A 16,964-nucleotide genomic window follows, 5' to 3' on the forward strand; every position below is an offset into this window, starting at 1 on the left:
CAGTTATAATGCGATGGGGAGAACGGATTGGCTTATTTCCTGCAACAATTGCTGAATGCCGTGCCGGTCGCCTCGCTTTATGCGGTTCTGGCCTTCGGCTACGCCGTCGCCTTCTCGGTCACGAAACGGGCCGATGTCACCTATGGCGCGATTTTCGCTTTCGCCGGTCAGACCTGCCTGCTGTTTGCCGATTTCGGCTGGAACCGGCTGTGGCTGATCTTGCCTGCAACACTCGCGCTTGGGGCAGGGGCCGGTCTTTTCGGCGGTCTGTGGGCGGCGGCTTTCATCGGCAGGGCGGTGATGCGGCCCCTGGCGAAAGCCTCCCCCAATGCGGTGACGGTCGCCTCCATTGGCGTGCTGATTGCGCTCACCGAAAGTGCCAGACTTGCCGCCGGCACGCGGCAGTTGTGGCTGCCGCCGCTTTTGTCCGAACCGGTGCGATTCTGGGCCGATGGAAGCTTCGCCGTCACCCTGACGTCGATGCAGATGCTGAACACGGCTGTCTTCTGCCTGCTCGTTCTCGCAGGCACTTTCTACCTCCAGCGTTCCGGCTTTGGCAGACGCTGGAAGGCGGTGTCGGACGATGCTTTCGCCGCGTCACTGTGCGGGGTAAATGCAGGCAGGGTGTTCCTGCTGTCTTACTGTGCAGCGGGTCTGCTTGCCGCCATCGCCGGCGTCCTCGCCACGTTTTATTACGGCACCATGGATTTCGGTGCCGGTCTGGTGTTCGGCCTGAAGGTCGTGCTGATTTCGGCAGCGGGCGGTTATGCAAGCCCGCTCGTCTGCGCGCTCGGGGCTGCTGCCGTCGGGTTCGCGGAAACGCTATGGGTCGGTTACGGCCCGGTTATCTGGCGGGATGCGGCGGTTCTGGCGCTTCTGGTGGGCTGGCTGATCGTCATGCGCAGCAGGGTGGAAGCGCCCTAGAGCATTTCCAGGAGGGGTGGCGTCCGGTTTTCGTGCGGAAATGCGGGAAAACACAAAGCGTTACCGCCATTTGTCCTTGGCCGTGTCGTCGGTCGTCTTTGCGGCAACCCAGTCACCCGTCATGCCATCCTTGCCATGTTCCTTTTTCCAGAACGGGGCGGACGTCTTGAGGTAGTCCATCACGAAATTTGCGCCGTCGAAGGCGGCCTGCCGGTGCCGGGAAGCGGCAATGACGAGGACGATATTCTCGCCGGTGGCGATCTTGCCATGGCGATGGATGGCGGTGAGGCCAAGAAGTTCGAAGCGTTCGATGGCGAGTTGCGCGATGCGGGTCATTTCCGCTTCGGCCATGCCGGGATAATGCTCGAGTTCCAGCGCCGCGAGCGTACCGCCATCATCGCGACAAAGCCCGGTGAAGGCCACCACCGCGCCGATGCTCTTGTCGCCTTCCGTCAGCCTGCGGGTTTCTTCCGCAGCGTCGAAATCCTGTGCCTGCACGCGGACCGTCGGCTGCATCCGGTTATCCCCCCGTCATGGGCGGGAAGATGCCGATCTCGCGCGCACCGGCAATGCTCTCGTCATGTTCGACATGTTCCTGATTGACCGCAACGCGGATCACATCCGGAAATTCGAAGGCGGCTTCGTAGTTTTCACCAAGGGTTGAGAGATAAGCGATCAGCTCGCCGGCCGTGGTAACGGAGGAGGGGATATCCAGCTCCTCCTCAGCCGTGCCGATCTTTTCGCGAACCCAGGCGAAATAAACGATCCGCGCCATCATTCTTCGTCCACGATGTGCTTGAGGCCAGCCTTGAAGTAGTCGTAGCCGGTGTACATGGTCAGCGCTGCTGCAAGCCAGAGAAGCGTAATTCCCATCTCGGTCGTGTAGGGCAGAACCTTGTCGCCTGCGGGACCGGCGAGAAGAAAGGCGATGGCCACCATCTGGATGGTCGTCTTCCACTTCGCGATGCGGGTGACGGGAACGCTGACCTTCAGCGCCGCCAGATATTCACGCAGGCCAGAGACCAGAATTTCGCGGCAGAGAATGGTAATAGCGGCCCACAGCGACCAGCCGGCAATGGTGCCGTCGGCTGCCATCAAAAGCAGCACCGAGGCGACCAGCAGCTTGTCGGCGATCGGGTCCAGCATGCGGCCGATATTGGAGGTCTGGTTCCAGATACGCGCCAGATAACCATCCAGAAAATCGGTCAGCGAGGCGACGATGAACAGCCAGAGTGCCGTCCAGCGCGCAAAATCCGAGCTTTCCAGCTTTCCTTCGATGTAAAAACACAAAACGATGACGGGAACCGCCAGAATGCGGGCATAGGTGAGAAGGTTGGGAATGCTGTATGCGCGCGAAGCCATGGGAAACCTGTCAGTCTGGATAAGCTGCCTTGATGCCGCCCCTGACGCATAGGGTCAACACGTTATTATGTTTTTTTAGCAGTTCGTTGCGACAGTGAGCCTTCAATCGCCACTGCTCTCATGGAAGTGATTGTAGATTTGCCGCGCTACGGCTTCTGAAATGCCGGTGACATTCATCAGATCGTTGAGGCCTGCGCGTGAAACCGCCTTGGCCGTACCGAAATGCTGCAGCAGCGAGCGCTTGCGTCCTGGGCCGATCCCCGAAATTTCATCCAGCGGATTGCGCACCATTTCCTTCTTGCGCCGCGCCCGGTGAGAGCCGATGGCAAAACGGTGGGCCTCGTCGCGCATGCGCTGAATGAAGTAAAGCACGGGATCGCGCGGCGGCAGGGAAAAATCGCTGCGGCCATCCGCGAAGAAGCGCTCGCGGCCCGCCTCGCGGTCCACACCCTTGGCGACGCCGATGGCAATCACGCTGTCGCGAATGTCGAGCTCATCGAGGATGGCACGCACCGCCGTCATCTGTCCCTGACCACCATCGATCAGGATAACGTCCGGCCAGGCGGGGAAGGGCATGTCCGCGGCTTCCTCGGGTGTGGGCGTCAGCGTCTGCGCGCGGTCGGGCTTGCCCTCTTCCTTCAACAGGCGCGAGAAGCGGCGGGTCATGACCTCACGCATCATGCCGAAGTCGTCACCGGGAGTGATGTCGGTCGATTTGATGTTGAACTTGCGATACTGGTTTTTCACGAAGCCTTCCGGCCCCGCCACCACCATGCCGCCCACGGCATTGGTGCCCATGATGTGCGAGTTGTCGTAAATCTCGATCCGGCGCGGCACGTAGGGAAGGTTGAAGGTTTCCGCGAACCCCTTCAGCAGCCGCGCCTGAGACGAGGTTTCCGCCAGCTTGCGGCCATGCGCCTCGCGGGCATTGGCAAGAACATGGTCGGTGATGTCCTTCTTCTCGCCGCGCTGCGGCACGCTGATCGTGACCTTGTGTCCGGCTTTTTCACCGAGAGCAGCGGCCAGCAATTCCTGTTCCTCTACGGTTTCGGAAAGCAGGATTTGCTTCGGCACCGGTTTGTCGTCGTAAAATTGCGCCAGGAACGCATTGAGGATTTCCGAGCCGGGCAGGGACGGGTCGGCCTTTGGAAAATAAGCGCGGTTGCCCCAGTTCTGGCCGGTGCGGAAAAAGAACACTTGGATGCAGGATATGCCGCCCTCGTGATGGATGGCGAAAACATCCGCCTCCTCGATGCCGGCCGGATTGATGCCCTGATGGCTCTGGACGTGCGAGAGCGCCGCCAGCCGGTCGCGATAGACGGCGGCGCGCTCGAAGTCGAGATCCTCGGCCGCCTCGTTCATCTGTCGGGCAATCGCGGTCTTGACGCTCTGGCTCTTGCCGGACAGGAAATCCTTGGCTTCCTTGACGAGTTCCGCATACCCCTCATCGCTCACCTCATGTGTGCAGGGGCCGGAACAGCGCTTGATCTGGTAAAGAAGACAGGGCCGCGTGCGGGTTTCGAAAACGCTGTCGGTGCAGGTGCGGATCAAGAACGCGCGTTGCAGTGAATTGATCGTGCGCCCGACGGCTCCGGCAGAGGCGAAGGGTCCGAAATAGTCACCCTTGCGCGCCCGCGCACCCCGGTGCTTGAAAATCGCCGGTGCACGATTGTCGGCGGTGATCAGGATATAGGGAAATGACTTGTCGTCGCGCAAAAGCACATTAAAGCGCGGCCGCAAGCGTTTGATGAGGTTAGCTTCCAGGAGAAGCGCCTCGGTTTCCGTGCGGGTGGTGACGAATTCCATATGGGCGGTCAGCCGCACCATCTGCGCAATGCGGTTGGAATGCACGCGACCCTGGGCATAGTTGCCGACGCGCTTCTTCAGCGAGCGCGCCTTGCCGACGTAGAGAACGTCGTTCGCCTCGTTGAACATGCGGTAGACACCCGGCGAGTTCGGCAGGTGTTTGACGAATTCGCCGATCAGATCCATGCCCTTCAGGCCGGATTCGTTTTTCCAGCCGGCATTCCAGTCCATGCCGGCAACGTCGCGCGGTGCCTCGGCCGCGTCTGTCGCGGCAAGGTTTGCATCGTCGTCTTCGTCATCGGTTTCATCGAAGAGAATACCGCCGTCAGGCAGCTTCTTTCCGTTCATTCAGGTATCTCCGCCACATCAGGGGTTTCCCAGCCAAGATGCTGGCCGCCATCGAGCGCGATCATTTGTCCGGTGATCGACGGCGTATCAAAAAGAAAGCGAATCGTCCGCCCGAACTCGTCGGGTTCCGGACCGCGCTTTAATATAAGGCCGTCGATCTGCGCCTGAAAGTCCTCCGGCGCCTGTCTTTCGCTTTTGAAGGAGGGACCCGGCCCGATGGCGTTGACGCGCACCCGCGGCGCAAAACTCTGCGCCATCGTCCGTGTGGCTGTCCAAAGGGCCGATTTCGAAAGCGTATAGGAGTAAAAACGCGGCGTAAGCGCAAGTACACGCTGATCGATGATGTTGACGATCAGTCCGGATTTGTCCTGAGGCAATTGCTGAACGAAGGCGGCCGCGATGAGGGAAGGCGCCCGCACATGCACGGAAAAATGCGCGTCGAAGATCGCCGGATCGGGCGTTTCTGCCGAATCGTCCAGAAAAATGGATGCATTGTTGACGACGACGCCTATCGGGCCGAGCGCCGAAGATGCCTGTTCGACAAGCGCCATCGTTGGCGATGATTGTGTCAGATCCGCCTGAACGGCAACGGCCTTGCCGCCTTTTTGCCTTATTTCGTTAGCGAATTCCTCGGCTTGCCCCATAGAGGCATTGGCGTGGACGGCAATCGCAAAGCCATGCGAGGCCAAATCCGTGGCGATCGCCCGCCCGAGCCGCCGGGCGGCACCCGTTATCAAGACTGTCTTCGGTATATTTTCTTTCACAGCGGACCTGCATTTGCTCATACACGCCCTATTTGCTGGATATAATCGCAAATCGCAAGCTGTCCGTGGGCCGTAAAAGAATTGTGTGGATTTTTATTGGTAATGTAATTTAAATTTAATTTGAATATAACTAAGTTTAAATTCGATATATTGGAAATTAAGTTTCCGGTAGGGTTAATAAAACCCTTGTGGCAATTAGGCAACGTCTAATTCTAGTCACGTGTCTGCCCCAAACAATTCACATTTTGGCTCTTTGATCTCCGCATTCTCCCATCAAATTCAATTTTCAGAGGGGCGATTAACCCGACGAATTTACCGCGTCTAAAAACAATGTTTTGAGTACGGCGCGGTCCTGAAAGGAGAATAACATGCGTATTTTCGTAGCAACCATTATGGCTTCGACCATTGCAGCCGCCGGTTTCTCGGCTGCTCACGCCGCTGACGCCGTAAACGACGTGCCGCAGGCACCGGTAGCCTACGACCAGCCCGCTCCGGTCAAGAACTGGACCGGCGCTTACCTCGGTGGTACCGCCAACTACGATTGGGGCCGTTTCAGCTCCAGCAACGACGGCCGTGACGCCAAGGGCGCTGGCGGCGGTATCTACGGCGGTTACAACATGCAGAACGGCCAGATCGTTTACGGTGCCGAAGCAGATGTTAACCTCGGCCGCGAGCGCGGTTCCGCTGGTACGGTTGGTGGCAACGCCGTCGAAGGCAAGCAGGGCGTCAACGGCTCGCTGCGTGCCCGCGTCGGTTACGACATGAACCCGTTCCTGCTGTACGGTACGGCTGGTCTCGCAGCCTCCGACAACAAGGTACGTGACGCGACCTCCAAGGACAGCGCAACCGCCCTCGGCTACACCGTTGGTGCCGGCGTTGAAGCCATGGTTACGGACAACATCACTGCCCGTCTGGAATATCGCTACAGCGACTACCAGAAGAAGGACTACAGCCTGGACTCCGGCGCGTTCTCGCGCGGCTTCGACGACCACTCCGTCAAGGCCGGTATCGGCGTCAAGTTCTGATCCTTCAAGGATCGGTAAAAGAAAAGCCGGGGTTTACGCCCCGGCTTTTTTGTTTTTGCCATCAGTGACCACATCCATGCCCGGCGATCAGGCCAGGCATGGCGCTCACATTGGCGTCAGGCGGCGGCCTTCATGTCCTTATAGGCTTCGAAACGCTTGCCGAATGTCTCCGGCCATTGCGCCAGCGCCTCGTGTCCTTCGGCCCATTCGCCTGCAAAACGCAGATCGAGATAACCGATCAGTGCCGCAAGGGCGAAATGTCCGCCATGCAGCTTCTTGCCGGTTTTCGGCAGGTTGGCGTTGAGCTGATCCAGACCCTTCACCGCCTTTTTCCACTGCTTGTCGATCCATGGCTGGTGAACTCTGTCTTCCGGGCGGGAACGGCGCTCGTAAACGATGGCCAGCAGGCAATCCATGATACCGTCGCAGAGCGCTTCCAGAATTTCCGCTTCGGTGCGCTTGCCGTTCTTTTTAGGGTAGAGCTTGCCGCCCGAAAGACGGTCTAGATAGTGCATGATCGCGACGCTGTCATAGACGGACCCGCCATCGTCCAGAAGCAGGACCGGAATTTTGCCGAGCGGATTGTTGTCAACCAGCGTCGCGGGCTCGGCATTGGTGTCGACGGCGACATTGGCAATGTCGATGCCAAGATGGCGGGCGGCCATGCGCACCTTGGCGGAGTAGGGGGAAGTGACGGAATAAAGCAGTTCCATAGTCGGGTCCTGACGTATGTTGATGTGTGAGTATTAGCGTATGGGGACGATTTCGGTAGCGCTGACGCGGCAGCCCTTGCGGTCAAGCTCAGGGCAATCGCGGAATGTCATGTCCTTGTTGAGGCAGATACGGACTTCCTCAAGGCGTTTTCCGTCGCAACTGATCGAGACGCCGCGTTTCGACATGCCGGGGTTGGCGTCGGTGAAGGCGGTTTCGATGGCGTCGGCGGAAAGGGTGGCGCCTTTAGCGCCCGAAGCAATCGTCTCCGGCAGCTTGACCGCCTCGAAGGCGGTTCGTGTTGCCGAAAAATAATCCTTCTGCGAAAGGCCGGAGCAGGCGCCGTGCTTGCGCCACTGGTGGCCGATCAGGCCCATGGAGGGCATGATGTCGAACATCGTGCGGCCGATTGCGTCGGGCACACGGTCCGGCTCGCTGCTCGTGCAGAATTCGGGGTATCCGGTTTCGTTTTGCGGCCAAAGCCCGTGCACGACGAAACCGTAACGCCTGTCGCTGCCGCATTGCTGGCGATTGCCGGAACCTTCGGAACTGGCGCAGAACGCCGGCGACCAGGAGAGCGAAAGCACATAAAAATCGAAGCCCGTTCCGGCGGGCACAGGGTTTTTGCCCGTGTCTCGCCGGGAAATTCCCGGCTGGGATGTTTCGGGCCTGGAATTGCCGGCGGGCTGCGTTTGGGATTGGGTCTGCCGGTTGGTTGCAGAACCGGTCGGGACCGGATTTTCCCGCGAGAACCACAGGGCCGCAAGCGACAGAAGACCGAAGGCGATGAAACCGGCATAACGCTTCATTCCGTGCACGCTCTCCGGAAAATGGACGACCTCGTATCGCCCGCAGACGACAAAGCGGTCTTACATAAATTTGTGAACGAGGCAAACGGGCAAAAAGGTTGAAAGCTTCGCCGCATAACGAATAGAGTCGAACGAATCTTCTGCGGAGTGCGGAAATCGGGTTGGGGTGAAGCTGGGGGAAATAGGCGGGCATGACCGCATGACATTGAAGAAATACATCTGGCCCGTCATTGGTCTGGCAACGATCGGTTTTTCGGCCTGGCTGCTCTATCACGAGCTGCGCGGTCTTTCACTCGATGATCTATGGGAAAGCCTCACGGCCATTCGCGCGCGGGACTGGGTGTGCTCCGGCCTGTCGACGCTTGTCGCCTATGCCGCCCTTGCCGGTTACGACCGCATCGCTCTCCAGCATCTCGGCCGCAAGGTAAACTGGTTCTTCATCACGCTCACCTCCTTCACCACCTACGCGCTTTCCCACAATGTCGGGGCATCCGTGTTTTCCGGTGCCGTCGTCCGATACCGGGCCTATACGTCCAAAGGGTTGAGCGCTGCCGAAGTCGGCATTCTCGTCGGCCTTTGTTCCTTCACCTTCATCATCGGAACGATCATGCTCATCGGTCTGGTGCTGGTCTACGAACCGGACATTACCGAGCGCTTTACCGGCATCCTGCCCGTGGAAGCATCAACGACAACCGGCGTCCTGCTGCTCGCCATCGTCGCACTTTATGTGCTTGGCAGCCTTTTAAAGCTGCGGCCGCTGAAAATCGGTTCGTTTTTCCTGCCCTATCCCGTGCCGAAACTGGTGGCGCAACAGCTTGTCATCGGTCCGATCGAACTGATCGGAGCGGCGGGCATCATCTATTTCGCGCTGCCGGAAGCCGGAAATCCCGGTTTCATGATCATTCTCGGGATTTTCCTGATTTCCTTTTCAGCGGCGCTCATCTCGCACGCGCCGGGCGGGCTTGGCGTGCTGGAGCTGGTGTTCGTCACCGGGCTGCCGGATATGAACCCGGCTGACGTGATTGCGGCGCTGCTGGTGTTCCGGCTGTTCTATCTCATCATCCCGTTCATCATGGCGCTGTTCGTGATCCTGTTCTTTGAGCGATCGCAGCTTGCACAGGCGCGGAAGGGGTGAGGTAAGCCCTCAATCCTCTTCCGGCTTTTCCTCGCCGCGCAGCCAGAAGGCGCGGTGCGAGGCGTATCTGTCCTGCGCCATCACCGTCTTCAGGAATGGCAATAGCGTGTGCAGCTCGTCCTTCAGCGTGTAGGGCGGGTTGACGACGATGAGGCCGGAGCCGCTCAAGCCTTCCAGGCGGTCACTTTTCACGGAAAGTTCCGCGCACAGCATCTTCGGAATATCGAAGGATTGCAGCCGCTCGTGGAAATCCTTGATCGGTGCGCCTTTTTTGAGCGGATACCACAGGCAATAGGTGCCGGTGGAGAAACGCCGATATGCCTTGTTCAACCCATCCGCCAGCCGCTGATATTCATTTTCAAGCTCGAAAGGCGGATCGACGAGGATGAGGCCGCGTTTTTCCTTCGGCGGCAGATGCGCGCCAAGCGACAGCCAGCCATCGAGCTCCGTCACCCGAACCTGATAATCTCCCTCGAACAGACGCGCCAGCGCGCGTGCGTCGTCCGGGTGCAGTTCCATGGCCGAAAGCCGGTCCTGCGGGCGGAACAGCATGCGCGCGAGTTTCGGCGAGCCGGGGTAGAATTGCATGCCGCCTTCGGGGTTAAGTTCCCTGACGGTGGAAAGATAGGGTTCCAGCAATTCGGCGATAGCGGCCGGCAGATCGGCGTCCATCAGCTTGCCGATGCCAGTCTGCCATTCGCCAGTCTTCTGCGCCTCTTCCGACGACAGGTCGTAAAGGCCGATGCCGGCATGAGTATCCAGCACCCGAAACGCCTTGTCCTTGTTCTGCAGGTAACGGACGAGACGGGCGAGAACGGCGTGTTTGAGAACATCCGCGAAATTGCCGGCGTGGTAGATGTGGCGATAGTTCATGGGATGTGTCTCGCTTGCCGATGGGGATGATGAATATTCTTGATGGACGTCACTTCGGCCTTTTTGCCGCGTCGCTGATGCAATATAGAAAAGACATGAACCTTGCGACCCCGATTTCCGCTAAAAACGCCGCCCCGAAAGCCGAAAGTGCCACGCGCATCGGCCACACGGTCTGTCCGCATGACTGTCCGAGCGCCTGCGCGCTGGAAGTGGACATCAACGCCGATGGCCGCATCGGCCGCGTGCGCGGCGCCAATGCCAATACATACACTGCCGGCGTCATCTGCGCCAAGGTGGCGCGTTATTCCGAGCGTATCTATCATCCCGGCCGTCTTTTGACCCCGAAGCGCCGCAAGGGTGCGAAGGGTGCCGGCGACTGGCAGGAGATATCCTGGGAGGCGGCACTGGACGAGGTTGCCGACGCCTTCGTCAAAGCCGAGGCAAAGCACGGCGCCGAGGCCATCTGGCCCTATTTCTATGCCGGAACCATGGGACAGGTTCAGCGCGATTCCATCGAGCGCCTGCGTCACGCCAAAAAATATTCCGGCTTTTTCGGATCGATCTGCACCAACATGGCCTGGACGGGTTATGTGATGGGTACAGGCGCGCTTCGCGGACCCGATCCGCGCGAAATCGGCAAGGCCGATGTCGTCGTCATCTGGGGCACGAATGCGGTCGCCACGCAGGTCAACGTCATGACCCATGCGGTAAAAGCCCGCAAGGAACGTGGCGCGAAGATCGTCGTCGTCGATATCTATGACAATCCGACCATGAAACAGGCCGATATGCGCATCGTCCTGCGTCCCGGCACCGATGCAGCGCTCGCCTGCGCCATCATGCACATTGCCTTCCGCGATGGTTATGCCGACCGCGATTACATGGCGCGCTTCGCTGACGATCCGGTAGGACTTGAAGAGCATCTGAAGTCGAAGACGCCGCAATGGGCGTCCGAAATCACCGGTCTTTCCGTGGAGGAAATCGAGGATTTCGCAAGGCTCGTGGGCACGACGAAAAAGACGTTCTTCCGGCTGGGTTATGGTTTTGCCCGCCAGCGCAATGGTGCAGTCGCCATGCATGCCGCCCTTTCGATCGCGACGGTGCTCGGCTCCTGGCAATATGAAGGCGGCGGCGCCTTCCACAATAACGGCGATATCTTCCGGCTCAACAAGGCGGAACTGATGGGCACAGCCTATGCCGACCCCGACGTGCGCCAGCTCGACCAGTCACAGATCGGCCGTGTGCTGACGGGAGATGCGGAAGCGCTGCGACACGGTGGCCCGGTGACGGCGCTGCTCATCCAGAACACCAACCCCGTCAATGTCGCACCCGAGCAGCGGCTGGTGAAACAGGGTTTCCTGCGCGACGATCTTTTTGTTGCCGTGCATGAGCAATTCATGACGGAGACGGCCGAGCTGGCCGATATCGTGCTGCCGGCCACCATGTTCCTTGAACATGACGATATCTACCGTGCGGGAGGCCAGAACCACATTCTGCTCGGCCCGAAACTGGTGGAGCCTCCGGAAACCGTGCGCACCAATCTCTTCGTCATCGAAGAACTGGCGAAACGTCTCGGTATCGACCATATGCCGGGCTTCGGCCTTTCCGCCCGCGACCACGTCGATCATATGCTGAAAGTCAGCGGCTGGGGCGATTTCGATACGTTGGCGGAAGAAAAATGGATCGATGCGCAGCCCTCTTTCGAGGTGGCGCATTATCTCGAAGGCTTTGGTTATGGCGACGGAAAATTCCGTTTCAGCCCCGAATGGGCGACGGGGCCATCTCCGAACAAGCCGCCGAAAAATATCGGCGTGATGGGGCCGGTTGCGCAATTTCCCAAGTTTCCGGATCAGGTAGATGTCATCGAAACCGCTGACGGAGAGCATCCTTTCCGACTGGCGACATCGCCAGCGCGCAACTTCCTCAACTCCACCTTCGCGGAAACGAAAACCTCCGTGCAGAAGGAAGGCCGTCCGGAAGTGATGATCTGTTCCGAGGACGCCACCCGTAACGGTATAGCCGATGGCGACATCGTGCGTATCGGCAATGGCCGCGGCGAAGTGCGTCTTCACGCGAAAATCGTGGAGGGTGCGAGGCCCGGCGTTCTGGTTGCCGAAGGGTTGTGGCCCAACAAGGCGCATCTGGACGGCGAGGGTATCAATGTTCTGACGGGTGCCGATGCCGTTGCCCCCTATGGCGGCGCGGCTTTCCACGACAACAAGGTGTGGCTCCACCGCGACGACGAAGCCTGAAAGGCTTGATATTGCACCGCAACAGGGCCAAGCTGAACACTTCCGCGACAGGCAAGGGAATATCCGGTGACACAGACGCAAGCGAAAAACGTTCCGGGCGACACTGATTCCGGCAGGGTCCGGCTGGTGGAAAAGGAAACGGTGTGGAAGGGCTTCGTGCATATGCAGAAGCTCGTTTTCGACCAGCGCATGCCGGATGGCAAGACAATCCGCATCGTGCGGGAAGTCCACGATCACGGCAGTGCCGCCGCCATCCTTCTATATGATGCCAAACGCGACAGCGTGGTGATGGTGCGCCAGTTCCGTCCTGCCGTCTTCGTGAACGGCGATCCAAGCTTCATGATCGAAGTGCCAGCGGGGCTCCTCGATGACGACAATGCCGCCGACGCCATTCGCCGCGAGGCGATGGAAGAATCTGGCTACGCGGTGGAAAAGGTCGAATACCTGTTCGACATGTATGCCAGCCCGGGAACGCTCACCGAAAAAGTCAGCCTCTTCGTTGCCCGCATCGATCTTGACGTGCAGGCCGGCAGCGGCGGCGGTCTGGAAACGGAAGGCGAGGATCTGGAGGTTCTGACCTACGGCCTCGACGAAGCCTTCGCGATGATCGCGTCCGGCGAAATCACCGATTCCAAGACGATTATTTTGCTGCAATGGGCGATGTTGAACCGATCGAGGCTTTCAGGGCGGGCGTGACACGTCCGCCGCAAGAACTCAGAAGCGGCCCTTGACGCCAGCGCTCACGAGAAGCGACTGCATGTCGCCGCCACCGGCATTTTTGTAAAAGGAGCCATTAGCGCTTCCAAACCGTGTGACCGTTTCGTCTCCGCGACCGAAACTCGTATATTCATAAGCGCCGTCCAGATAGAGCGAGGCAGTATCGGTGAGGTTGTAGGCGATGCCAGCTTTGGCCCCGAACATGCCACCGATGTCGAAGTTGTCGGTGAAGCGGAGCGATCGCATCCAGTGATCGTCGGTGGCTTTAGCGTACACCATCGCGCCGCCTTCGAGACCGGCATTCAGCGACCAGTTGCCGATTTTGCGCCCGCCTGTCAGATTGCCGTAAAACACTGGTATTTGCTGGCGATAGGTAATTCCTTTTTCGCCATTGTTGAACTCACCGACGTTGTTGCGAAAGCCCCCCCAGCTGTAGATATAGTTTCCGCCATATGCTGACCACTGTACGTCGGTATAGCGAAAGCCGATACCGGCGCTGAGATGCTGCACTTGGTCTTCAAGCAGAGTTCGGTTAAGTTCGATGCTTCCGGTTAAGTAGTGATCGAGCCGGGTGTCGCCATGCTGTGAGCGGTCGCTCCATCCATTCTTCGACGTATCCCTATAATAGGGACGCAGCCAATCGTAGTCCGTCATGTAGCCATCGCCAGCAAAGCCAATGCGGCCCTCTGTTTTGACGCGCCAGTCGGGTGACAGTTCAAATCCGAGCGATCCGCGCAAGGCCATGGCATTTGTTGTCTTCCAGTCGAGATGGCTGATTTTGTGGCTGCCATCGTAGACGGTTTCCGTGGCCTTTAGGTTTAGGACCCCGACATCGAGCGAGGCAGTTATGCCGCTGTCTTGAGCTGCAAGCGGCAGGCTGCTGTTCATCAATAAAATGGCCGAAAGCGGTAGGGAACATTTCGGAAACAGCATAATCGCTCCTTAAGTGACGGAGGCCTGAAGAGGGCCGTTACCGATACTAAGGATGGTTGTGGTAAACAATCAGTTTATTCAGGTGGAAATACTGCTCAGGAAAAGTTTATATTAGAGATTTATTTATCAATTACATGAAATAAGGCTCGAATATTCCTGTTTAATTATGCTGCTGCTGGAGACGGCTTTGCCGCCTTCCATCCGCACCTTGCCTTCTGCAAGCTGCTTGAGGGCCAGCGGATAGAGCTGATGCTCGACGGTGAGTATCCGCGCCGCCAGCGTTTCGGCCGTGTCATCGGAAAGAACCGGCACCGCGCCTTGAGCGATAGTCGGGCCTTCGTCCATGCCTTCGGTTACAAAATGTACGGTGCAGCCGGAAATCTTCATGCCGCTGTCGATGGCGCGCTGGTGGGTGTGCAGGCCGGGGAAAAGCGGCAGCAGGGAAGGGTGGATATTGATGATGCGGCCTTTATAGGGGGCGATGAAATCCCCGGAGATCAGCCGCATGTAACCGGCAAGGCAAATGATATCCGGCGCAATCTCGCCAAGTGCGGCCAGAATGGCGCCCTCATGCTCGGCTTTGCTGGCATAGGTCTTGCGCTCGAAAACGAGCGTGGGAATACCGAACGCCTGCGCCTTTTCCAGCCCGCCTGCCGACGCCTTGTCTGAAATTACACAGGCGATCTCGGCCGGAAAATCCGTCTCCTGACAGGCCTTGGCAAGCGACACCATGTTGGAGCCGCTGCCGGAAATGAAAACGACGACACGTGCGCGGCCAGATCGAGAGGCGGCGCTCATCATAGGCTGAGGGCGCCCTTGTAGATCGTGCCGTGCCCACCCTCTTCGCGGGCGACCATGCGGCCGAGCGGGAACACGGTCTCGCCTTCCGCCGTCAGGGCGTCGGTGACCTTGGCGGCATTTTCAGCCGAAACGACCACGATCATGCCAACGCCGCAGTTGAACGTGCGCAGCATTTCTTTGGCTTCGACGCCACCAGTTTTTGCAAGCCACGAGAACACAGCCGGAACCTCGATCGCGTCGAGATCGATCTCGGCGGCGAGATGCTTGGGCAGAACGCGCGGAATATTCTCCGGGAAGCCGCCGCCGGTAATATGCGCCAGCGCCTTCAGCGCACCGGTCTCGCGGATTGCCTTCAAAAGCGGCTTTACATAGATGCGCGTCGGCGTCAGCAGCGCTTCGCCAAGCTTCTTGCCATCTGCGAAGGGTGCCGGGGCGTCCCAGTCAAGGCCGGAGACAGAAACGATCTTGCGCACCAGCGAAAAACCGTTGGAATGAACGCCGGAGGACGAAAGCCCGAGAATGACGTCGCCTTCGGAAATATCGCCGGCGGGCAGAAGCTGGCCACGTTCGGCAGCACCCACGGCAAAGCCCGCGAGATCGTAGTCGCCATCGGAATACATGCCGGGCATTTCAGCGGTTTCACCACCGATCAGCGCACAGCCGGATTCGCGACAGCCGGCAGCGATGCCGGAAACGATGGCAGCGCCCTGGTCTGGGTCGAGCTTGCCGGTCGCGAAATAGTCGAGGAAGAACAGCGGTTCTGCGCCCTGCACAACGAGATCGTTGACACACATGGCAACGAGATCGATGCCGACGGTGTCATGGAAATTCGCGTCGATGGCGATCTTCAACTTGGTGCCGACGCCGTCATTGGCGGCCACCAGAACCGGATCGTTAAAGCCTGCGGCCTTCAGATCGAACAGGCCGCCGAAGCCGCCGATTTCGCCATCCGCGCCGGGACGCCGCGTCGAGCGCACCGCCGGTTTGATCTTTTCGACCATCAGGTTGCCGGCGTCGATATCCACACCTGCGTCACTATAGGTAAGACCGTTCTTGCCCGACTGGCTCATCGCTCTCGTCTCCGCTGGTTCCTTTGGCGTCGCCATTCGCACGGGACGGGGCCTGATGCAAGGGTTTGAGTGGCAAAAGCTCCGGTTTTTAACGGCTTTGCGACGGTTTGACGTTTTGTGTGCCTCGGGCCTCTCGACGGCGATATGCGCAGCGCAGACTTGAAAACCCGTCGTCGTTGCACAGACCTGGTAACCGCCGTGTCTATCGCTGCCCGACCACCGGCCTTGACCATGTGCATATGCGCATCCTATCTCCATCATGGGCAATGACGGCACGGCGACAAGAGGATGAACGGATGCAACCCCATGTGAGCGGTACGAGCCTGCGCCGGCAGGTTTTTTTCTGGATAGGCGTGCTTGCCGTCTTTATCTTTTTCCTGATGGTCTTCAGCTCCATCCTCCTGCCTTTCGTGGCGGGCATGGCACTTGCCTATTTTCTCGATCCGGTTGCCGACTGGCTGGAGCGGCGCGGCCTTAGCCGGTTGATGGCCACCGTCGTTATCCTCGTCTCCTTCGTGCTGATTTTCGCGCTGTCGCTCATCATCATCATTCCGTTGATTGCCGCACAGGCATCCGAATTCATCACGCGCATCCCGCAATATATCTCGTCCCTGCAGCAGTTGATCGCCGGTGCGGACGCCAATCTGCTGCCTGACTGGGTGAGCAACCAGATCAATGCGGTGAAGGAGAATTTTTCCAAGCTGCTGACCGAAGGCGCGGGCTTCATCGGCACCCTGCTGACGCAGATCTGGAATTCCGGCAAATCGCTGGTCGATGTCATGTCGCTGCTGGTCGTTACACCCGTCGTCGCCTTCTACCTGCTGCTCGACTGGGACCGGATGATCGACAAGGTCGATAGCTGGATACCGCGCGACTACGTGCATACGGTCCGCCAGATCGCCCGCGACATGGACAGGACAATTGCCGGATTCGTGCGCGGGCAGGGGTCGCTCTGCCTGATCCTCGGCGTTTATTACGCTGTGGGCCTGTCGCTGGTGGGTCTGAATTTCGGCCTGCTGATCGGCCTTTTCTCCGGCCTTATCAGCTTCATTCCATATATTGGTTCGATGGTTGGCCTCATCCTTGCCGTCGGCGTTGCCATCGTGCAGTTCTGGCCTGATTATATCTATGTGTTTCTGACACTTGCCGTGTTCTTCTCCGGCCAGTTCATCGAAGGCAACATCCTGCAGCCGAAGCTCGTCGGCAGCAGCGTCGGCCTGCATCCGGTATGGCTGATGTTCGCATTGTTCGCCTTCGGTGCGCTTTTCGGTTTCGTCGGCCTTCTGGTCGCCGTGCCGGCGGCGGCGGCCGTTGGCGTGCTTGTCCGCTTTGCATTGTCGCGATATCTTGAAAGCGATCTTTACCATGGGCACGCCGCCAACCTTCCCTGGGAAGAACAGGAAACGTCCTCCGGCAAGGTTGACTCTCAGGGCTAAC

At 58.9% G+C, this 16,964-nt stretch carries 17 protein-coding genes; 6 read left to right on the forward strand and 11 right to left on the reverse strand.

The annotated features are described in order from the left end of the window. Positions 1–27 precede the first annotated feature (27 nt). Positions 28–924: a branched-chain amino acid ABC transporter permease gene (locus CRP02_RS16725; RefSeq protein WP_097171771.1), complete on the forward strand. Its 897-nt coding sequence runs from the start codon at positions 28–30 to the stop codon at positions 922–924. A 60-nt stretch (positions 925–984) separates the two neighbouring features. On the opposite strand, the gene CRP02_RS16730 is transcribed toward CRP02_RS16725, so the two are convergent. From CRP02_RS16730 to CRP02_RS16750, 5 genes are all read right to left on the reverse strand, one after another. After that, positions 985–1,440, reverse strand: coding sequence for a molybdenum cofactor biosynthesis protein MoaE (locus tag CRP02_RS16730; protein ID WP_097171772.1), 456 nt, complete (start codon positions 1,438–1,440; stop codon positions 985–987). Positions 1,441–1,444: 4 nt separating this feature from the next. Then, positions 1,445–1,699, reverse strand: coding sequence for a molybdopterin converting factor subunit 1 (moaD, locus tag CRP02_RS16735; RefSeq protein ID WP_019565410.1), 255 nt, complete (start codon positions 1,697–1,699; stop codon positions 1,445–1,447). Further along, on the reverse strand, positions 1,699–2,286 hold the full coding sequence (gene pgsA, locus CRP02_RS16740) for a CDP-diacylglycerol--glycerol-3-phosphate 3-phosphatidyltransferase (RefSeq protein WP_003512433.1): 588 nt from the start codon (positions 2,284–2,286) through the stop codon (positions 1,699–1,701). Before pgsA ends, moaD begins: the two co-directional genes overlap by 1 nt. A 102-nt stretch (positions 2,287–2,388) precedes the next feature. Next, on the reverse strand, positions 2,389–4,440 hold the full coding sequence (gene uvrC / locus CRP02_RS16745; RefSeq protein ID WP_013635857.1) for an excinuclease ABC subunit UvrC: 2,052 nt from the start codon (positions 4,438–4,440) through the stop codon (positions 2,389–2,391). Then, entirely contained in the window at positions 4,437–5,225 is a 789-nt protein-coding gene (locus CRP02_RS16750) for an SDR family oxidoreductase (RefSeq protein WP_003512437.1), read from the reverse strand. Before CRP02_RS16750 ends, uvrC begins: the two co-directional genes overlap by 4 nt. Before the next feature lie 347 nt (positions 5,226–5,572). Here CRP02_RS16750 and CRP02_RS16755 point away from each other — a divergent pair, with 347 nt between their 5' ends. Next, entirely contained in the window at positions 5,573–6,229 is a 657-nt protein-coding gene (locus CRP02_RS16755) for an outer membrane protein (protein WP_003512439.1), read from the forward strand. 116 nt (positions 6,230–6,345) lie between these two features. Here the strand turns inward: CRP02_RS16755 and CRP02_RS16760 are convergent, their stop codons facing one another. Next, a complete protein-coding gene (locus CRP02_RS16760; protein WP_097171773.1) occupies positions 6,346–6,942 on the reverse strand; it encodes a glutathione S-transferase in 597 nt (198 codons plus the stop codon). A gap of 33 nt (positions 6,943–6,975) precedes the next feature. After that, positions 6,976–7,749 carry a ribonuclease T2 family protein gene (locus CRP02_RS16765; RefSeq protein ID WP_097171774.1) on the reverse strand — a complete coding sequence of 258 codons (774 nt, stop codon included), beginning with the start codon at positions 7,747–7,749 and terminating at the stop codon, positions 6,976–6,978. 199 nt (positions 7,750–7,948) lie between these two features. Between CRP02_RS16765 and CRP02_RS16770 the strand changes: the two genes are divergently transcribed. Next, positions 7,949–8,884 carry a lysylphosphatidylglycerol synthase domain-containing protein gene (locus tag CRP02_RS16770; protein WP_019565412.1) on the forward strand — a complete coding sequence of 312 codons (936 nt, stop codon included), beginning with the start codon at positions 7,949–7,951 and terminating at the stop codon, positions 8,882–8,884. Positions 8,885–8,893: 9 nt separating this feature from the next. Here CRP02_RS16770 and CRP02_RS16775 read toward each other — a convergent pair whose 3' ends face one another. Next, positions 8,894–9,757, reverse strand: a complete 864-nt coding sequence (locus tag CRP02_RS16775; protein ID WP_097171775.1) for a 23S rRNA (adenine(2030)-N(6))-methyltransferase RlmJ — start codon at positions 9,755–9,757, stop codon at positions 8,894–8,896. Positions 9,758–9,786: 29 nt separating this feature from the next. On the opposite strand from CRP02_RS16775, the gene CRP02_RS16780 reads away from it, so the two are divergent. Beyond that, positions 9,787–12,006 carry a molybdopterin-dependent oxidoreductase gene (locus CRP02_RS16780; protein WP_179784156.1) on the forward strand — a complete coding sequence of 740 codons (2,220 nt, stop codon included), beginning with the start codon at positions 9,787–9,789 and terminating at the stop codon, positions 12,004–12,006. 66 nt (positions 12,007–12,072) lie between these two features. Then, positions 12,073–12,702, forward strand: a complete 630-nt coding sequence (locus tag CRP02_RS16785) for an NUDIX domain-containing protein (RefSeq protein ID WP_097171776.1) — start codon at positions 12,073–12,075, stop codon at positions 12,700–12,702. Between the two features lie 18 nt (positions 12,703–12,720). Here the strand turns inward: CRP02_RS16785 and CRP02_RS16790 are convergent, their stop codons facing one another. From CRP02_RS16790 to purM, 3 genes are all read right to left on the reverse strand, one after another. After that, a complete protein-coding gene (locus tag CRP02_RS16790; RefSeq protein WP_097171777.1) occupies positions 12,721–13,656 on the reverse strand; it encodes an omptin family outer membrane protease in 936 nt (311 codons plus the stop codon). 126 nt (positions 13,657–13,782) lie between these two features. After that, on the reverse strand, positions 13,783–14,457 hold the full coding sequence (gene purN, locus CRP02_RS16795; protein WP_097171778.1) for a phosphoribosylglycinamide formyltransferase: 675 nt from the start codon (positions 14,455–14,457) through the stop codon (positions 13,783–13,785). Next, a complete protein-coding gene (purM, locus tag CRP02_RS16800; protein WP_097171779.1) occupies positions 14,454–15,527 on the reverse strand; it encodes a phosphoribosylformylglycinamidine cyclo-ligase in 1,074 nt (357 codons plus the stop codon). Before purM ends, purN begins: the two co-directional genes overlap by 4 nt. A 296-nt stretch (positions 15,528–15,823) precedes the next feature. Here purM and CRP02_RS16805 point away from each other — a divergent pair, with 296 nt between their 5' ends. After that, positions 15,824–16,963 carry an AI-2E family transporter gene (locus tag CRP02_RS16805; RefSeq protein WP_080798846.1) on the forward strand — a complete coding sequence of 380 codons (1,140 nt, stop codon included), beginning with the start codon at positions 15,824–15,826 and terminating at the stop codon, positions 16,961–16,963. The last annotated feature ends 1 nt before the right edge of the window (position 16,964 follow it).

The organism is Rhizobium sp. AN5 (assembly GCF_900215255.1).
GTDB classification, from domain to species: Bacteria; Pseudomonadota; Alphaproteobacteria; order Rhizobiales; family Rhizobiaceae; genus Agrobacterium; species Agrobacterium tumefaciens.

Coding starts and splice junctions, on each gene's coding strand:
- CRP02_RS16755 (WP_003512439.1), top strand. CDS start 5,573: ATGCGTATTTTCGTAGCAACCATTATGGCTTCGACCATTGCAGCCGCC.
- CRP02_RS16770 (WP_019565412.1), top strand. CDS start 7,949: ATGACATTGAAGAAATACATCTGGCCCGTCATTGGTCTGGCAACGATC.
- CRP02_RS16750 (WP_003512437.1), bottom strand. CDS start 5,225: ATGAGCAAATGCAGGTCCGCTGTGAAAGAAAATATACCGAAGACAGTC.
- CRP02_RS16780 (WP_179784156.1), top strand. CDS start 9,787: ATGAATATTCTTGATGGACGTCACTTCGGCCTTTTTGCCGCGTCGCTG.
- purM (WP_097171779.1), bottom strand. CDS start 15,527: ATGAGCCAGTCGGGCAAGAACGGTCTTACCTATAGTGACGCAGGTGTG.
- CRP02_RS16765 (WP_097171774.1), bottom strand. CDS start 7,749: ATGAAGCGTTATGCCGGTTTCATCGCCTTCGGTCTTCTGTCGCTTGCG.
- CRP02_RS16790 (WP_097171777.1), bottom strand. CDS start 13,656: ATGCTGTTTCCGAAATGTTCCCTACCGCTTTCGGCCATTTTATTGATG.
- CRP02_RS16805 (WP_080798846.1), top strand. CDS start 15,824: ATGCAACCCCATGTGAGCGGTACGAGCCTGCGCCGGCAGGTTTTTTTC.
- moaD (WP_019565410.1), bottom strand. CDS start 1,699: ATGGCGCGGATCGTTTATTTCGCCTGGGTTCGCGAAAAGATCGGCACG.
- CRP02_RS16775 (WP_097171775.1), bottom strand. CDS start 9,757: ATGAACTATCGCCACATCTACCACGCCGGCAATTTCGCGGATGTTCTC.
- uvrC (WP_013635857.1), bottom strand. CDS start 4,440: ATGAACGGAAAGAAGCTGCCTGACGGCGGTATTCTCTTCGATGAAACC.
- purN (WP_097171778.1), bottom strand. CDS start 14,457: ATGATGAGCGCCGCCTCTCGATCTGGCCGCGCACGTGTCGTCGTTTTC.
- pgsA (WP_003512433.1), bottom strand. CDS start 2,286: ATGGCTTCGCGCGCATACAGCATTCCCAACCTTCTCACCTATGCCCGC.
- CRP02_RS16730 (WP_097171772.1), bottom strand. CDS start 1,440: ATGCAGCCGACGGTCCGCGTGCAGGCACAGGATTTCGACGCTGCGGAA.
- CRP02_RS16760 (WP_097171773.1), bottom strand. CDS start 6,942: ATGGAACTGCTTTATTCCGTCACTTCCCCCTACTCCGCCAAGGTGCGC.